12 protein-coding genes and 1 pseudogene are annotated in these 15,497 nt (G+C 63.3%); 8 read left to right on the forward strand and 5 right to left on the reverse strand.

What is annotated here, in order from left to right:
• Positions 1 to 3: 3 nt before the first annotated feature.
• The 3 genes from H8A95_RS06105 to H8A95_RS06115 all read right to left on the reverse strand — a co-directional run bounded on the left by H8A95_RS06105 (position 4) and on the right by H8A95_RS06115 (position 4,836).
• Positions 4 to 492: a phosphoribosyl-AMP cyclohydrolase gene (locus tag H8A95_RS06105; protein ID WP_229182347.1), complete on the reverse strand. Its 489-nt coding sequence runs from the start codon at positions 490 to 492 to the stop codon at positions 4 to 6.
• A 157-nt stretch (positions 493 to 649) separates the two neighbouring features.
• Complete coding sequence (locus H8A95_RS06110; protein ID WP_229182348.1) at positions 650 to 3,715, reverse strand: efflux RND transporter permease subunit; 3,066 nt, start codon at positions 3,713 to 3,715, stop codon at positions 650 to 652.
• Between the two features lie 5 nt (positions 3,716 to 3,720).
• Positions 3,721 to 4,836: an efflux RND transporter periplasmic adaptor subunit gene (locus H8A95_RS06115; protein WP_229182349.1), complete on the reverse strand. Its 1,116-nt coding sequence runs from the start codon at positions 4,834 to 4,836 to the stop codon at positions 3,721 to 3,723.
• Between the two features lie 102 nt (positions 4,837 to 4,938).
• Between H8A95_RS06115 and H8A95_RS06120 the strand changes: the two are divergent.
• Positions 4,939 to 5,117 (forward strand): annotated as a pseudogene (locus H8A95_RS06120) (IS5/IS1182 family transposase); the annotation flags it as partial.
• 23 nt (positions 5,118 to 5,140) lie between these two features.
• On the opposite strand, the gene apaG reads toward H8A95_RS06120, so the two are convergent.
• Positions 5,141 to 5,539 carry a Co2+/Mg2+ efflux protein ApaG gene (gene apaG / locus H8A95_RS06125; RefSeq protein ID WP_229182350.1) on the reverse strand — a complete coding sequence of 133 codons (399 nt, stop codon included), beginning with the start codon at positions 5,537 to 5,539 and terminating at the stop codon, positions 5,141 to 5,143.
• Positions 5,540 to 5,881: 342 nt separating this feature from the next.
• Between apaG and H8A95_RS06130 the strand changes: the two genes are divergently transcribed.
• The 5 genes from H8A95_RS06130 to H8A95_RS06150 all read left to right on the forward strand — a co-directional run bounded on the left by H8A95_RS06130 (position 5,882) and on the right by H8A95_RS06150 (position 13,222).
• Entirely contained in the window at positions 5,882 to 7,153 is a 1,272-nt protein-coding gene (locus H8A95_RS06130) for an OpgC domain-containing protein (RefSeq protein ID WP_229182351.1), read from the forward strand.
• A complete protein-coding gene (locus H8A95_RS06135; protein WP_229182352.1) occupies positions 7,150 to 7,923 on the forward strand; it encodes an SGNH/GDSL hydrolase family protein in 774 nt (257 codons plus the stop codon). Before H8A95_RS06130 ends, H8A95_RS06135 begins: the two co-directional genes overlap by 4 nt.
• 14 nt (positions 7,924 to 7,937) lie before the next feature.
• The gene (locus H8A95_RS06140; RefSeq protein ID WP_229182353.1) at positions 7,938 to 8,945 is read left to right on the forward strand and encodes an SGNH/GDSL hydrolase family protein; all 1,008 of its coding nucleotides are present in this window, start codon (positions 7,938 to 7,940) and stop codon (positions 8,943 to 8,945) included.
• 267 nt (positions 8,946 to 9,212) lie between these two features.
• Positions 9,213 to 10,715, forward strand: a complete 1,503-nt coding sequence (glpK, locus tag H8A95_RS06145) for a glycerol kinase GlpK (RefSeq protein ID WP_229182354.1) — start codon at positions 9,213 to 9,215, stop codon at positions 10,713 to 10,715.
• Between the two features lie 62 nt (positions 10,716 to 10,777).
• A complete protein-coding gene (locus H8A95_RS06150) occupies positions 10,778 to 13,222 on the forward strand; it encodes a penicillin acylase family protein (RefSeq protein ID WP_229182355.1) in 2,445 nt (814 codons plus the stop codon).
• A 186-nt stretch (positions 13,223 to 13,408) separates the two neighbouring features.
• Here the strand turns inward: H8A95_RS06150 and H8A95_RS06155 are convergent, their stop codons facing one another.
• Entirely contained in the window at positions 13,409 to 13,690 is a 282-nt protein-coding gene (locus H8A95_RS06155) for a hypothetical protein (protein WP_229182356.1), read from the reverse strand.
• A gap of 150 nt (positions 13,691 to 13,840) precedes the next feature.
• Here H8A95_RS06155 and H8A95_RS06160 point away from each other — a divergent pair, with 150 nt between their 5' ends.
• Positions 13,841 to 14,434 carry a GNAT family N-acetyltransferase gene (locus H8A95_RS06160; RefSeq protein WP_229182357.1) on the forward strand — a complete coding sequence of 198 codons (594 nt, stop codon included), beginning with the start codon at positions 13,841 to 13,843 and terminating at the stop codon, positions 14,432 to 14,434.
• 329 nt (positions 14,435 to 14,763) lie between these two features.
• A complete protein-coding gene (locus tag H8A95_RS06165; RefSeq protein ID WP_229182358.1) occupies positions 14,764 to 15,390 on the forward strand; it encodes a glutathione S-transferase family protein in 627 nt (208 codons plus the stop codon).
• The last annotated feature ends 107 nt before the right edge of the window (positions 15,391 to 15,497 follow it).

Raw genomic sequence — 15,497 nt, forward strand, 5'->3', positions numbered from 1 at the left:
GTCTCAGTTGTCCGGCGAGTACGGCAGCGCCGATTTGTGCGCGCAGAGCCGCAACCGGCCGTCGGCGCAGCGGCGAAAAACGAAGGTCTTGTCCACCATGATCTCACCCCCGGATGCGCTCTGCGCATAAACATTGCCCATGGTGATGGCGATGTTGCCGTGAATCTGGATTCCGTTCTCCGCGGCGTTGTTGTCGTACCAGACCTTCACCCAGTGATTCAGCGCAAATCCCTTATCCTCCGGGAAGTCGGGATCACCTGCGACGAAGTAGGACAGCGCACCCTGCTTTGTGCTGCGGAACGCGTTCTTGCCGAAGGCAAGTGTCGGCTTGAAGAAGACGGTCCCCTCTGCGTAATCGTATAGGTCATCGATCAGCGCGCTGGCGACGGCGCGGAAGTCACCGCCTTCGGCGTGCACCGCACCAATGCGTATCAGTGCGTCGCACCAGGCTTGCTGAACGGCATTGACGTCGTCTTCGGTGATGGGAATCATAGGGTGCTCCAATTCTTGGCTTCTTGGTCGGCAGACAAGTTTGCGAGCAGAGTACCTATGATTAGCAGTCCGTCTGCCCGGTGGGAACCGATTTCGCGATACCGCAGCGAGCGACTCCAGCCCGTGAACTCATGCCGACACGCCTCTCCGCCCGGAATTAGCGTCCCGCGTGATCGACGGCGTGGCCGGGCTTTCCGCGGAAGCCGAACAGCAACAAGTACCCGGCAGGAACAAACAGCAGCGTCAGCATCGACGCCACGGCAAGCCCTGACATCATCAGGACGGCCATCGGTTTCCAAAGCGCTCCACCGAAGATCGCCATGGGCATCAACCCGAGAACGGTTGTCGCCGAGGTCAGAAGGATCGGACGCAACCGCTTTTTGGACGCGGCGACCACGGCCTCCTGCAGCTCCAGCGTCTCGCGCTCAATATCAATCTGGTCGATCAGCACGATCGCGTTGTTGATGATGATGCCGGCAAGGCTGATGATCCCGAGCGTTCCGAAAAACGACAGCGGCTGTCCGGTCGCCAGAAGCGCCCAGGGTATCCCGACAAAAATCAACGGGATCGTCACGAACGTCAGCAGCGTGCGACGGAACGAATTGAATTGCAGGATGATCGCAAACACCATGACCACAAGGGCAGCCGGAAGCCATTTGCTGAGTCTTTGATTGGTCTCGGCGCTCTTTTCGATCTCGCCGCCGATAACGACCTGGTAGCCGCCGCCGAGATCGAGCTTGTTCAGGCCGGGCTGGATATACGCCAGAAGCTCGCCGGCCGTCAGCGTCGCGCTGCGGCCGGTGGCGATGACCGTCCTCTCCTGGTTCTTCCGGCGTATTCTCGAAAAGTCAAAACCCATCCGTAATGTCGCGACCTGGGCAAGCGGAATCAGGCTTCCATTGTTCGCGAAGGTGGCGCTGGTGAGCCCTTCGATGCTTCTGTGTGTTTCCGCGCCTGCCCGGAATACGATCGGGATCGAGTTGTCGCCCTCGCGATAGACCGAAACCGATGTTCCCGTGAAATATGTTCTCAACTGCTGGGTTATTTCTTCAGACGTCAGCCCAAGCTGCCGGATGCGGTCTTGATTGACGTCGACAATGACCTTGATGACCTTGTTGCCCCAGTCGTCATCATTGTCCCGAATTCCGGGCGCGCTCCGGAACAGGGACTGCACTTGCGCGCTAAGCGCGAGAAGGCGATCTGCATCCGGCCCCGATATTTCGACGTCGACGATGCCAGCTTCCACTCCCCCCATCGCAAGCCGCTTGATCTTGAATCGCGCTTCGGGATGATTTTGGAATAAATACTTCCATGCACGATCCGCGGCGCGAACGGCCCCCTGATAATCTTTGGTGTTGACCAGAAAAAAGGCCGTACCTGGGTCCGCCGGCACCGGCGTCAACGACAGATAGAACCGCGGCCCGCCATCGCCGACATAAAGGATGTGGCTCGCGATCTCCGGGTTTTCTTTTGCGTCCGCAAGCCACCGGGAAATCTTCAAGGCGCTGTTCTCGGTCTCCGATATATCGGTGCCGTCAGGCATGTTCATGTAGATCAGGAACTGGTTACGTTCACTGAGCGGAAACATCTGCTTGGGGATCCGGCCGAACTGCATGACGGAAAGCACGACCAGCACACCGCAGATGCCCAACACGACCGGAGAGGCACGAAGCACCACGCGCAGTACCGCGCCATAGGCCTTGTGAAGGCCCGACTCGGGATTGCTTTCACTGCTTGTGCGGATTCTCGCGCCCATGAACCAGACCGTCAGGGCAGGAAGAATATAAAGCGCGGCAATCCATGAGCCGCCCAGCGTAACCGCGACGACAGCGCCGAGTGAAAAGCCGTATTCGCCCACCGCTCCCGGGAGCAGGAAGAGCGGAAGAAATGCGGCAACCGTCGTGATCGACGAGACCAGGAGGGGGAAAGCGTATTGCTGCCCGGACGCCAGCGCGGCATCCGCAGGCGGCATGCCCCGTCCCACACGACTGATGATGTCTTCGACGATGACGACACCATTATCGACCAGGAGCCCAAGTGCAATGATGATCGCTGCGATCGAAACCTGCTCGAGCGCAATACCGAGCACGCGCATCCCGATGAGCGAGAACATCACGGCAAAGGGAACGATCATCGCTGCGATCAATCCGACCCGCAGCCCGAGGAAGATGATGACGATCGCGCCGACGACGAGGAACGTCTGGGCGACGCTTGAGAGCGCCGAATTGACTGCGGCGCTGACCTGTTCGGCCTGATAGGCCGCGAAATCGATTTCGTAACCGATCGGCAGCGCGTCCCGATAGCTGCGCGCAAAGGCGCGAAGTTTTTTCCCGAGTTGGGTAACGTCCTGATCCGGTTGCATCACGATGCTGAGCACGACGGCGGGCCGACCATTGAAAAAGATCGGTTTTACCTTCGGCGAGACGTAGTCGCGGCGCACCGAGACGACGTCGGACAGCCGCACCAGATTCTCCGTTGTGCCAACCCGGGTCAACATGGTTTCGATGGCGCGCACGTTTGGAAAATCGCCGGAAGCCTCCAGCAGGATTCGAGTGCCGTCGGCTACGATATTTCCGGCTGGCAGGATGACGTTCTGCGTTTGTAAATCCTTGACAAGGGTGGTCACCTGAGCGCCGACGGCCGCCAGCTTGCTGGTGTCGATCTCAAGCCAGACACGTTCTTCCTGAACCCCCAGCACTTCAACCTTGGCCACCCCATGAACCAAATAGAGCTTCTTGCGGAAATCGTCCGCGACATCCTTCATCTCGCGCTGCGTAAAACCCTCGGCCGTGATTGCAACCGTAGCAATCGCGACGTCGCCGAAGTCGCTGTTGACGAAGGGGCCGATGGTGTTGTCTGGCAGCTCGATCTTGACGTCGGTCATCTTGTCGCGCAGGCGTTGCCATGCCGCGTTGACATCGCCGACTTCGTCCTCGAGGTCGACGTAAACGACCAGTGATCCCTCGATTACCAGCGAACGAATATCCTTGACCTCGGCAAGTTCCCTGATCTTCCTCTCGATCGGAACGGCGACGAGATTTTCCATGCGTTCGGGGGCCATTCCCGGAAACAGCGCGGACACCACGGCCGTTCGAATCACCACGACCGGATCTTCGCGTTTTGGAAAATCAGGATACAGCGCAAAGCCCGCCACCAGCAGGCCGACCATGATGGTGATGGTGAAGCGGGAGCGCGCCAGGCCGAACCGGGTTAGGAAATTCAAAAGCGCTACTCCTGTAGCGGAAGAAGCTTCACTTTCTCGCCATCAGTCAAATAGGACACGCCGGCGGAGGCTACGATGTCACCGACACCGAGCCCCTCCGTGACGACAAGTCGATTGTCGCGAATGCCGCCAACGGTGATTTGGCGCCTTTTGACCGTCGAGCCCGCCGCGTCATAAAGGAATACGGTCGCGATACCCCGCAAATCGCTGCCGCCCTCCGGAGCAAGCGCGGTCAGCGGCAGCAAGAAGCCGCTTGCGCTGCCGCCGACCAGAGGCTCCTCTATCGTCACCTCGACCGACATGCCGGCATTAAGGCCGGGCGCGCTGTTCTTGAGCCTGACCACGACTGGAAATGCCGACACTTGTTGGGCCTTCGAGCCCAGCTCCTTGATCTCCCCCTTGAGGGAAAGATCGGATCTGTCGGCGACTTTTACGACGACCGACTGTCCAACCGTGAGCGTCTGGAACGTTCCTGACGGCACCAGGAAGTCCATCTCGAAGCTGTCGTCGCTATACAGCGTAACGATCGATTGACCTGCCGCCACCTGCGCAAATGATTTCACCTCGACGCCGGCAATTGTGCCGCTGAAGGGAGCCAGCAGCTTGCTTCGATCAAGATTGTGGGTTGCCAGATCCAGTTGACGTTGCGCCTGGTCGAGCTGCGCTTTGGCAGTAAGGAGTGCTGCGTTGGCGCGATCGAAGTTGGCTTGTGTCGTAACAGCTCTCTTCAGAAGCTGATCCTGGCGCTGATATTCCGCGTCGGCATTGTCCAACTGCGCCTGAGCCTGCTTTACGCCAGCGCTCGCCTGGTCGACCTGTGTCTGCAGCGACCGCGGGTCGATTTCTGCCAGGACGTCTCCCAATTGGACTTTTTGGCCAGCCTCCAGAGTTACGGCCCTGAGCTGTCCGGCGATTTCGAAGGATAGACGGCTCACATCGGCGGGCTGCAGGATGCTTGGGAAGTGGCGCAAACGGCTCTCCGCCGTCGCAGCGACCTTGTAGGCGCGAAGCCCGCGAACCGGCTGCTCGGCAGGTTCGCCCTGCTTTTCCGAGCAATTGCATAGGCCAAGAAGCAGGATCAGTCCCGTGGCTATCGCAAGCGCTTTCTGATCGGAGTTCACAACCAAGCTCCGCGCTAAGGACTTCCTATATCATAGCCGAATTGGTTAGACCGTCCACTTGCGGCTTGGAAGACTGGCGGTTATGTGCTCGTGCCTTAAGGTCTTGCCGGCAAACTCCTGGTCGCCTGAGGTCGGGATCCATGCCGCTTGCCGATCGTGGATATGACGCCGACTGGATCAGAGAACTCGCCATCAACAAGGGGGGCCGGGCCAACATCGGGCCGAAAAGCGATCGCAACAAGCCGATCTGCTTCAGTCCTTGGCTCTATCGGGCCCGCAACCTTCGCGCTAACGAGTGCACGTCCTAGTTCAACACCCTTTTCCCGTTCGGGCTCGGGCTGTCGAGCGAGAATGTCGGCACGTCGACGTCGAAGCGCTCGCCGGCTTCGGTGACCATCTGGTAGCTGCCGGTCATGAAGCCGGAGGCGGTCGGCAGCGGCACGCCGGAGGTGTATTCGAAGCGTTCGCCGGGCGCGAGCACCGGCTGCTCGCCGACCACGCCTTCGCCGCGCACCTCCTGGCGGCGGCCGGTGGCGTCAGTGATGATCCAGTGCCGCGTGCGCAGCTGCACCGTTTCCGGGCCCGAATTGACGATCACGATCTTGTAGGACCAGAAATATTCGCGCCGGTCGACCGACGAGCGATCCGGCATGAAGTTCGGCTCGACGGTGACTTCGATCTGGCGGGTAACGGCGCGGTACATACGGCTCAATCCGATAATCTCGGCACGTGATCCGTTCTGACCGGATCACGCACAAACAGGTGACTATCATAGCGAATTGGCTCGCCGGAACCAATCGCCTGCCGGGCCGTGAAAAGCCGGACTTGGGCAGCCGGACTTGGGCAGCCGGGCTTGGGCAGCCGGATTTGGAAAGCGGGACTCGGAAAGCCGGATTTGGGGCCATCCGTTCATCGCGGTTTCAACATAGTTCCGCTCTAAAGCGCGGCCGCATGTCGCCGCACTCTGCGCTTTGTCGGCAAGTCGTACGCGAATAGTATCTTTTCAGCTGGGCATGCGGGGCGTCCGCGGCCGACACGGTGTTTGATGAGCTCGATTGCCGATCCCATAGCCGGTGCGCCGGTGGCTGACGCCAAGGCCGAGGCCAAGAGCGACACCAGGAGCGAGGCCAAGGCGAAGGTTGCCGCGCCCGCGATCACGCTGCCGGCGACCGGTGAGCGCGAGCTCAGGCTCGACCTGTTCCGCGGGCTCGCGCTGTGGCTGATCTTCATCGACCATCTGCCGACCAATCTTTTGACCTGGCTCACGATCCGCAATTACGGCTTCTCCGACGCCACCGAGATATTCATCTTCATCTCCGGCTACACCGCGGCCTTCGTCTATGGCCGCGCGATGCTGGAGGGCGGCTTCGTGATCGCGACTGCGCGCATCCTGCGCCGGGTCTGGCAGATCTATGTCGCGCATGTCTTCCTGTTCACGATCTTCCTCGCCGAGATCTCGTATGTCGCGACCTCGTTCGAGAACCCGCTCTACAGCGAGGAAATGGGGATCATGGACTTCCTCAAGCAGCCCGACGTCACCATCGTCCAGGCGCTGCTGCTGCGCTTCCGGCCCGTCAACATGGACGTGCTGCCGCTCTATATCGTCCTGATGCTGTTCCTGCCGCTGATCCTGTGGCTGATGAAATGGAAGCCCGACGTGACGCTTGGCCTGTCGGTCGTGCTCTACGCGCTGACCTGGCAGTTCGACCTTTATCTGTCGGCCTATCCGAACGGCTTCTGGGCGTTCAATCCGTTCGCCTGGCAATTGCTGTTCGTGTTCGGTGCCTGGTGCGCGCTCGGCGGCGCGCGGCGGATGTCGCGCATCCTGTCGTCGAACATCACGATGTGGATCTGCATCGTCTATCTGGTCGCCGCGTTCTTCGTGACACTGACCTGGTACGTGCCGCAGCTCGGCCACATCATGCCGAAGCTCATCGAGCAATGGATGTATCCGATCAACAAGACCGACCTGGACGTGTTGCGGTTCGCGCATTTCCTCGCGCTCGCAGCCCTCACCGTGCGCTTCCTGCCCCGGGATTGGCCGGGCTTGAAATCGCCCTGGCTGCGACCATTGATCCTGTGTGGCCAGCATTCGCTTGAGATATTCTGTCTCGGGGTATTCCTCGCCTTTGCCGGTCACTTCGTGCTTGCCGAAGTCTCCGGCGGTGCCGCACTGCACGCCTTGATCAGCGTCTGCGGCATCCTCATCATGTGCGGGATGGCGTGGATTATTTCGTGGTACAAGCACTCCGCCGACAAAGGCGCCTCGAAAAAAGGTGCCGCCGGCAACGCCGATATGGCGGGAGGGGGAGCATGAAGTCCGCGCGGACGATGCTGGGCCTGATGCTGCTGGCCGCCTGTTTGGCGGCCGCGCCCGTGCGCGCCGGCGACACTCCCGATCCTGCACCACCGGCGCCGCCCTGCGACGTGCCCGCCTATCTGCTGGCGAGCGAAAGCTCGCTGCCGAAGGTCGCCGATGCGGTGAAGGCCAATCAGCCGCTCAACGTGCTGGTGGTGGGCAGCCGCTCCTCGACCATCCCCGGCAACGAGGCGAGCGCCTATCCGGCCACGCTGCAAACGGCGCTGAAGGAGGCGTTTCCGGCCGCCACCATCGATCTATCCGTAGAATTACAGGGAAAGAGCACCGCCGAGGAGACCGCGGGAACCCTTGTTAAGCTTGTTGAGGCAAAAAAGCCTACTTTGGTTATCTGGCAGACCGGAACGGTCGATGCTATGCGAGCAGCCGATCCCGACGATTTCCGTACCGCCATCAACGACGGCGTTGTTGCGTTGCGGGGCGCCGGGACCGACGTGGTGCTGGTCAATCTGCAATACAGCCCGCGTACGGAGACAATGATCTCTGCACCGCCATATCTCGACAATATCAAGGTGGTGGCGCAGCAGCACGACGTTCCGCTGTTCGACCGGTTCGCGATCATGAAGCAGTGGAGCGACGCCGGATATTTTGACCTGTTCAGCACCTCGCATGGTGTCGATCTGGCCAAGAAGGTTCATGCCTGTCTCGGCCGCGCACTGGCGAAATTCGTGATCGATGCGGCCCATCTGGGCCCGGTGCAGCAGAATTAGAGGAAGCAGAGTTGATGCGTTTTGCCTTCCCTTTTCGCTCTTCGGTAGCGCGAGGCCTGTGCGCCGTGGCGGCGCTGGCGCTGCTCGCGCCGCTCTCGGTTGTGCCGTTGTGTGCGCAGACCGGTCAGGCCGACCAGCATGCCGCGCTCTCATCGGGTGCAAAGACTGAAGCAGCCAGGACTGATGCGGCCAAGCCCGCGGTGATCGCCGCCGACACGCCCGATCAGCAACCGGGCGTCGCCGCCAAGGCGCTCGACAAGGTGAAGCAGGTCGCGAAATCCGCGAGCGACATCTTCCACCGCGTGCCCTGTCATCAGCCGACCGGCGTGCCGAACACCACCGGCTCGCTGCCGCATGTCGCGGCCAAGCTCGCGGCCGGCAAGCCGGTTATCATCATCGCGTTCGGCTCGTCCTCGACCCAGGGCTATGGTTCGTCGGCGCCGGAATTCACCTATCCCAACCGGCTCGCCGGACAGTTGCGCCGGCAGTACCCTTCCGCAGACATCACCGTGCTCAACCGCGGCAAGGGCGGTGAAGACGCGCCCGAGATGATGCGGCGGTTGCAGACCGAAGTGATCGACGTGCATCCCGACATGGTGATCTGGCAGGTCGGTACCAACGCGGTGCTGCGCAACCTCGATCCGTCAGAGACCGCCAAGCAGGTCGAGGACGGCGTGGCGCGCATCCAGGCCGACGGTGCGGATGTCGTGCTGGTCGATCCGCAATATTCGCCGCGCATCACCGAACGCCCCGAAAGCGCACGCGGCATGGTGAAACTGCTCGGCCGCATCGCCGCGCTGCGCCATGTCGGCATCTTCCCGCGCTTCGAGGTGATGCGCGACTGGCACGAGAAGCAGGCGATCCCGATCGACGATTTCGTCACCGCCGACGGTCTGCACATGAACGACTGGGGCTATGCCTGCTTCGCCCAGCTGCTCGGCGACGACATCATCCGCTCGGTCGGCGCGATCAAGATCGGCGTCAACGTCCCCGGCGACGTCAGGACCTACCGGCCGATGTGATCGGCCGCCCGGCTTCCCTTCCTGCGCCTGCTCTATCACCGTCATCCTGAGGTGCGAGCCTCTTCGGCGAGCCTCGAAGGATGCACGGCCCGGCTGGTGGCCGTCGATTCTTCGAGGCTCGCTCCGCTCGCACCTCAGGATGACGGGTCTGATACCGTCGCAGGCTTTTGTATCGATCGACCGTCCGGCCGCGCCTACCAGCAATCTTGACCTCGCCGCGGTAATCCGCTCCCTTGGCGCCTCTACCAAGCCTCAAGGGAAACGCTCATGTCTTTCGTGCTGGCCATCGATCAGGGCACCACTTCGTCGCGCGCCATGGTGTTTCGCAGCGACATTTCCATCGCCGCGGTCGCGCAGCAGGAGTTTCCGCAGCATTTCCCGGCCTCCGGCTGGGTCGAGCACGAGCCGGAGGACATCTGGACCTCGACCGTGATGGTGTGCCGCGAGGCGCTGGAGAAGGCCGGGCTGAAGGCGAAGGACATCGCCGCGATCGGCATCACCAACCAGCGCGAGACCACCGTGGTGTGGGACCGCGCCACCGGCCAGGCCGTGCACCGCGCCATCGTCTGGCAGGACCGCCGCACCGCCGATATCTGCGCCAGGCTCAAGGCCGAGGGCCATGAGCCGGCGATCTCGGCCAAGACCGGCCTGATCATCGACCCCTATTTTTCCGGGACGAAAGTCGCCTGGATACTCGATCACGTGCCGGGCGCGCGCGAACGCGCCGAGCGCGGCGAGCTGCTGTTCGGCACCGTCGACTGCTATTTGTTGTGGCGGCTCACCGGCGGCCGAGTGCACGCCACCGACGCCACCAACGCCTCACGCACGCTGCTGTTCAACATCCACACCGGTGCGTGGGACGACGACCTCATCAACCTCCTGCGCGTGCCGCGCTCGATGCTCCCCGAGGTGAAGGATTCCTCCGCCCGGTTCGGCGAGAGCACCGCCGATCTGTTCGGCGGCCCGATCGCGATCTCGGGCATTGCCGGCGACCAGCAGGCCGCGACCATCGGCCAGGCCTGCTTTGAGCCCGGCATGATGAAGTCGACCTACGGCACCGGCTGCTTCGCGCTGCTTAACACCGGCACCACGCCGGTGGCCTCGAAGAACAAGCTGCTCACCACCATCGCCTATCAGCTCGGCGGCGAGCGCACCTATGCGCTCGAAGGCTCGATCTTCGTCGCCGGCAGCGCAGTGCAGTGGCTGCGCGACGGGCTCGGCATCATCAAGCATGCCGCCGAGACCGGGCCGCTCGCCGACAAATCCGATTCCATGCAGAGCGTCTATTTGGTGCCGGCCTTTGTCGGCATGGGCGCGCCGTACTGGAATCCGCGCGTGCGCGGCGCGCTGTTTGGCCTCACCCGCAACACCGGCCCGGCCGAGCTCGCCCACGCGACCTTGGAGAGCGTCTGCTACCAGACCTTCGATCTGTGGGCCGCGATGCGCACCGACTGGCCGGAGGCGAACGCCGCCAACACCGTGCTGCGCGTCGACGGCGGCATGACCGCATCCGACTGGACCATGCAGCGGCTCGCCGATCTGCTCAACGCGCCGGTCGATCGCCCGATGATCCAGGAGACGACGGCGCTCGGCGCCGCCTATCTCGCCGGCCTCGAGGCCGGGGTCTATCCAAAGCCCGCGAAATTCGCCGACAATTGGCGGCTCGAGCACCGCTTCCGGCCGGCAATGAGCGAAGCAACGCGCGAGCGCAAGCTCGCCGGCTGGACCCGCGCCGTGAAGGGCGTGCTGGCGAGCGACGAGGGGGAGTAGCGCCGGAAGAAAAATTCCGGCTCAAGTCTCGCAAGCAAAAACAACAACCATCGGAGAACAACATGAACACGGATATCAACCGAGTCACCAGGCTACTCACCGCGGCGCTCTGCGCCGCGACGCTGGCAGCTCCCGCCACCGCGCGCGAGAAGCCAAGCCCGCTCGTCGCAGCGCGTGAGGTCAAGACCGACGTCGCCGGGCTGAAGGCGCCGGGCCAGATCCTGGTCGATGTCTGGGGCATCCCGCACATCTATGCCGGCAATGAGCACGACCTGTTCTTCCTGCAGGGCTTCAACGCAGCGCGCGACCGGCTCTGGCAGATCGATCTCTGGCGCAAGCGCGGCCTCGGTCTCCTGGCAAAAGACTTCGGCCCCGCTTATGCCGAGCAGGACAAGGCGCTGCGGCTGTTCCTCTATCGTGGCGACATGAATGCGGAATGGGCCGCCTATGGTCCGAAGGCGAAAACCTATGCCGAGGCCTTCGTCGCCGGCGTCAATGCCTATGTCGCCGACGTCATCGCGGGCAAGCGGCCGCTGCCGATCGAGTTCAGGATCGCCGGCACGAAGCCGGACCTGTGGTCGGCGGAGGACGTCGTGCGCGTTCGCAGCCATGGCCTGACGCGCAACGTCGCTTCCGAGGTGAAGCGCGCGCTGGTGGCCTGCGCCGCAGGCCTCGATGCCGATCGCTTCCGCGTCAAGCTGGAGCCGGAATGGACCACGAATATCCCCGACGGGCTCGATCCGTGCAGCGTGCCGAAGGGCGTGCTCGCGGCCTATGACCTAGCCACCCGCCCGGTCACGTTCGCGGCCCCGAAGGACCAGAAGGCGGCGCTGGCGCACGATCCCGACAAATACCTCGCCGAGGCCGATCAGCAGCGCGACACCATCGGCTCCAACAACTGGGTGATCGCGGCCTCGCGCACCGCGACCGGACGTCCGATCCTCGCCAACGATCCGCATCGCGAGCATTCGGTGCCGTCGCTGCGCTACATCGTCGGCCTCAACGCGCCCGGTATGTCTGTGATCGGCGCCGGCGAGCCGGCGCTGCCGGGCATCTCGATCGGCCATAACGACACCATCGCGTTCGGTCTCACCATCTTCAACGTCGACCAGGAAGACCTCTACGTCTACGAGCTCAACCCGGACAATCCGAACCAGTACCGCTACGGCACGGGCTGGGAGGACATGCGCATCGTGCACGAAAAGGAAGCGGTGAAGGGCGAAGCCGACCGCGACCTCGAGCTGAAGTTCACCCGCCACGGCCCGGTGATCCTTGTCAACGCCGACAAGAAGCATGCGTTTGCCGTGCGCTCGATCTGGTTCGAGCCTGGCACCTCGGCCTATTTCGGCTCCTCCGACTACATGACCGCGAAGACGTGGGGCGGCTTCCTCGGCGCGATGCGGCGCTGGGGCGCGCCGTCGGAGAACCAGGTCTATGCCGACACGTCAGGCAATATCGGCTGGGTCGCTGCCGGCAAGACGCCGCGCCGCATCAGCTTCGACGGCTTGATGCCGGTGCCCGGCGACGGCCGCTACGAGTGGCAGGGTTTTCTGTCGCTCGACGAATTGCCGAAGCTGTATCAGCCGAAGCAGGGCTTCATCGCCACCGCCAACCAGATGAACCTGCCGGCGGATTATCCGGTCAATGAGCGCCGGGTCGGCTTCGAATGGTCCGACAGCGCGCGCTGGCAGCGCATCGTCGAGGTACTGCAAGCCAACAGCAAGGTGACGCTGGCGGATGCGATGGCGTTGCAGAACGACGACACCGGCATGATCGCGCGCCGTCTCGTCGCGCTGTTGAAGCCGCTCACGTCTGATGATGCCAACGTCAAGAAGGGTCTCGATCTCCTGAGGGCGTGGGACGCGCGCGACGCAGCGGATAGCGCTGCGGCTGCGGTCTATGAAGTGTGGATCGCGAACCATCTCGGCCCGGTGCTGCTCAAGACCACGGCGCCGAAGGTGGCCGAGCTGATCGCGCCTGAGGCGTCGAGCATTTCCGCCATCGTCGGTTATCTCGAAAAGCCCGATGCGTCGCTCGGGAGCGATCCCTCGGGCGCGCGCGACCGTGTGTTGCGCGATAGCCTCGGCGCGGCCGTCGCCGATGTCACCGACAAGCTCGGGGGCGATGCGTCGACCTGGCGCTGGGGCCGCCTGCATGTCGCGAAGTTCGATCACGCGCTGATGCCGCTCGCCGACAAGGCGACAGCCATGCAGATGACGGTCGGCCCGCTCGCCTATGGCGGCGCCGCCAACGTGCCGCGTGCCGCCAATTACCGCCGCTCCGACTATCATCTCACCTCGGGCGCCTCGTTCCGCATGGTGCTCGACGTCGGCAATTGGGATGCGAGCCGCACCATCAACACACCAGGCCAATCCGGCGATCCCTTCAGCGGCCACTACCGCGACCTCGCGCCGCTGTGGGCGACGGGCCAATATGTGCCGTTGCTCTACAGCCGCGGCGCCGTGGAAGCCGCGACTGCGGAGGCGATCACGCTGACGCCGAGGTGAGGGGAGGCGATGCGGCCCAAACCTCCGCTGTCGTCCCGGGCAAGCGAAGCGCGACCCGGGACCCATAACCACAAATGCCGATTGCTTTGCGGTGCTGGGACCACAGCGATCGCAACAACAAACCGCGGTGGTTATGGGTCCCTGCTTTCGCAGGGACGACAGCGAGTGTGTGGTGCGCACCTCTGGCTACTTCGCATCCTTCTCCTGCACCTCCAACATCGCCCGCAGCGTATCGTCGCTGAGCTTGCCGTTCGGCGACGGCACGCGTCGCTCGGCCGCTTCGACCGGACGCGCACGCTGCGGAAGCACGGCAGCGCTACGTACCGGCGCGCCGTCCTCGACGTCCACGGCTTCATCAGCCGCACGCGCACCATAGGCAAACCCGACGCCGCGCCGGCGCCGCGTGGGCTTCGGCTTCGGTGGCGGCGGCGTGTGGATGATCGGCGGCAGCGTGTGATGGCGCGACACGGTCATTGCTCCGGTGGCCTCTGCACATGGAGCCGCTGATTCGCCGAATCACCCACTGACAAATCGGTAACATTGTTACGCCGCGTTGCATTGCATCTGCCGCGACATCCGGATATCTCCGGCCGGCAACGCAGAGACAAAGGTCGCTTAATGCTGCTGCCCGACGGTTACTCCGACATTCCTCCCGGCAAGATCGCCGCCGTCGTCACACATCTGGAAATGACTGCACGTCCGCCGCTGCGCGATGATCCGCCGGGCGCGTGGCGCCTGCGCAAGGTCGATCCACCCGCGCTCGATTGGTATCGCGATCTCTACCGCCGCGTCGGCGAGGAGTGGCTGTGGTTCACCCGCACCGGGCTCGAAGACGCCGATCTCGCCTCACGGATCCACGCGCCCGGCGTTGAGCTCTACGGGCTGGTCGGCGACGGCCGGGACGAAGGCCTGCTCGAACTCGACTTCAGCGTGCCCGGTGAATGCCAGTTGCTCTATTTCGGCGTCACCGCAAAATTCATCGGCACCGGCGCCGCGCGCTTCCTGATGAACCGCGCGCTGGAGATCGCCTGGTCGCGCGACGTCAGCCGCGTCTGGGTCCACACCTGCACGTTCGACCATCCGTCGGCGGTCGCGTTCTACCAGCGCTCCGGCTTCCGTGCGTTCAAGCGGCAGATCGAGGTGGCGGATGATCCGAGGCTCGACGGCAAATTGCCGCGCGATGCGGCGAGGCATGTGCCGGTGATTGGGTAGCTGCGGCCACAGACTCCGCTGTCGTCCCGGGAAGCGTAAGCGCGACCCGGGACCCATAACCACCGAAGTGAGTTGGCTTGCAGCGCTGGGGCACCAGCCTCTGCCGCAACGGAAGCCGGTGGTTATGGGTCCCTGCTTCCGCAGGGACGACACTGAATATGTGGCTTAATTGCTCGCGATGCTTCATCGGAATGTCTCAGCGTGTTGCAAAGCCGCGCGGTCCATCTACGATGGTGCAAAGCGCAACCTTTGACCCCGGCGTGGCCGCAACCCCGAAAGCCTTGCTCTCGCCGGTAGTGGCTGCCGCGGCATGACCGACGAGATGACAGATGTTCCTGATCGGCCAGTACGACTCGCCCTTTGTTCGCCGCACCGCGATCGCGCTGCGGCTCTATGGATTGCCGTTTGAGCACAAGCCGTGGTCGACCTTCGGCGATGCGGAGAAGGTTGCGGCCTACAATCCGGTGCAGCGGGTGCCGACGCTGGTGCTCGACGACGGCGAGGCGCTGATCGAGAGCGGGGCGATCCTGGATTATCTCGACGAGCTGGTCGGGCCGGAGCGGGCGATGCTGGCGCGCTCCGGCGTCGAGCGGCGACGGCATCTGCGCATCATGGCACTGGCGACCGGGCTTGCCGACAAGGCGGTGAGCCTGGTCTATGAGCGCGTGCTGCGCAAGGAGCAGCTCAAGCTGTGGGTCGAGCGTTGCGAGGGGCAGATCTCCCGTGTGCTCGCGGTGCTGGAGCAGGAGCGCGCAGCGGTGCAGACGCCTTACTGGTTGGGCGATCGCATCGGTCATGCCGACATCGCGGTGGCCTGCGCGTTGCGCTTCACCGGCGAGGCACATCCGCATCTGTTCGATGCGCGCTATCCGGCGCTGCAAGCCCACGCCGCGCGCTGCGAGGCGCTGCCGCCGTTCCAGGAGATCGCGCAGCCGCTGGCGCCGCCGAAAGGGTAGGGAGCGTAACGCCCAGCTCATCTGTCATCGCCCGCTTTCGCGGGCGATGACACCGCGTTGTTTGACATCTTGAATCGAGAACCACCCTCAACGTCGTCCTGGCGAAA

It is taken from the genome of Bradyrhizobium oropedii (genome assembly GCF_020889685.1).
Taxonomy (GTDB): domain Bacteria; phylum Pseudomonadota; class Alphaproteobacteria; order Rhizobiales; family Xanthobacteraceae; genus Bradyrhizobium; species Bradyrhizobium oropedii.

What these genes read in the sequence shown, in the direction of transcription:
- H8A95_RS06105 (WP_229182347.1), bottom strand. Translation starts at nt 492, where the DNA reads ATGATTCCCATCACCGAAGACGACGTCAATGCCGTTCAGCAAGCCTGG.
- apaG (WP_229182350.1), bottom strand. Translation starts at nt 5,539, where the DNA reads ATGTACCGCGCCGTTACCCGCCAGATCGAAGTCACCGTCGAGCCGAAC.
- H8A95_RS06130 (WP_229182351.1), top strand. Translation starts at nt 5,882, where the DNA reads ATGAGCTCGATTGCCGATCCCATAGCCGGTGCGCCGGTGGCTGACGCC.
- H8A95_RS06135 (WP_229182352.1), top strand. Translation starts at nt 7,150, where the DNA reads ATGAAGTCCGCGCGGACGATGCTGGGCCTGATGCTGCTGGCCGCCTGT.
- H8A95_RS06140 (WP_229182353.1), top strand. Translation starts at nt 7,938, where the DNA reads ATGCGTTTTGCCTTCCCTTTTCGCTCTTCGGTAGCGCGAGGCCTGTGC.
- glpK (WP_229182354.1), top strand. Translation starts at nt 9,213, where the DNA reads ATGTCTTTCGTGCTGGCCATCGATCAGGGCACCACTTCGTCGCGCGCC.
- H8A95_RS06150 (WP_229182355.1), top strand. Translation starts at nt 10,778, where the DNA reads ATGAACACGGATATCAACCGAGTCACCAGGCTACTCACCGCGGCGCTC.
- H8A95_RS06160 (WP_229182357.1), top strand. Translation starts at nt 13,841, where the DNA reads ATGCTGCTGCCCGACGGTTACTCCGACATTCCTCCCGGCAAGATCGCC.
- H8A95_RS06165 (WP_229182358.1), top strand. Translation starts at nt 14,764, where the DNA reads ATGTTCCTGATCGGCCAGTACGACTCGCCCTTTGTTCGCCGCACCGCG.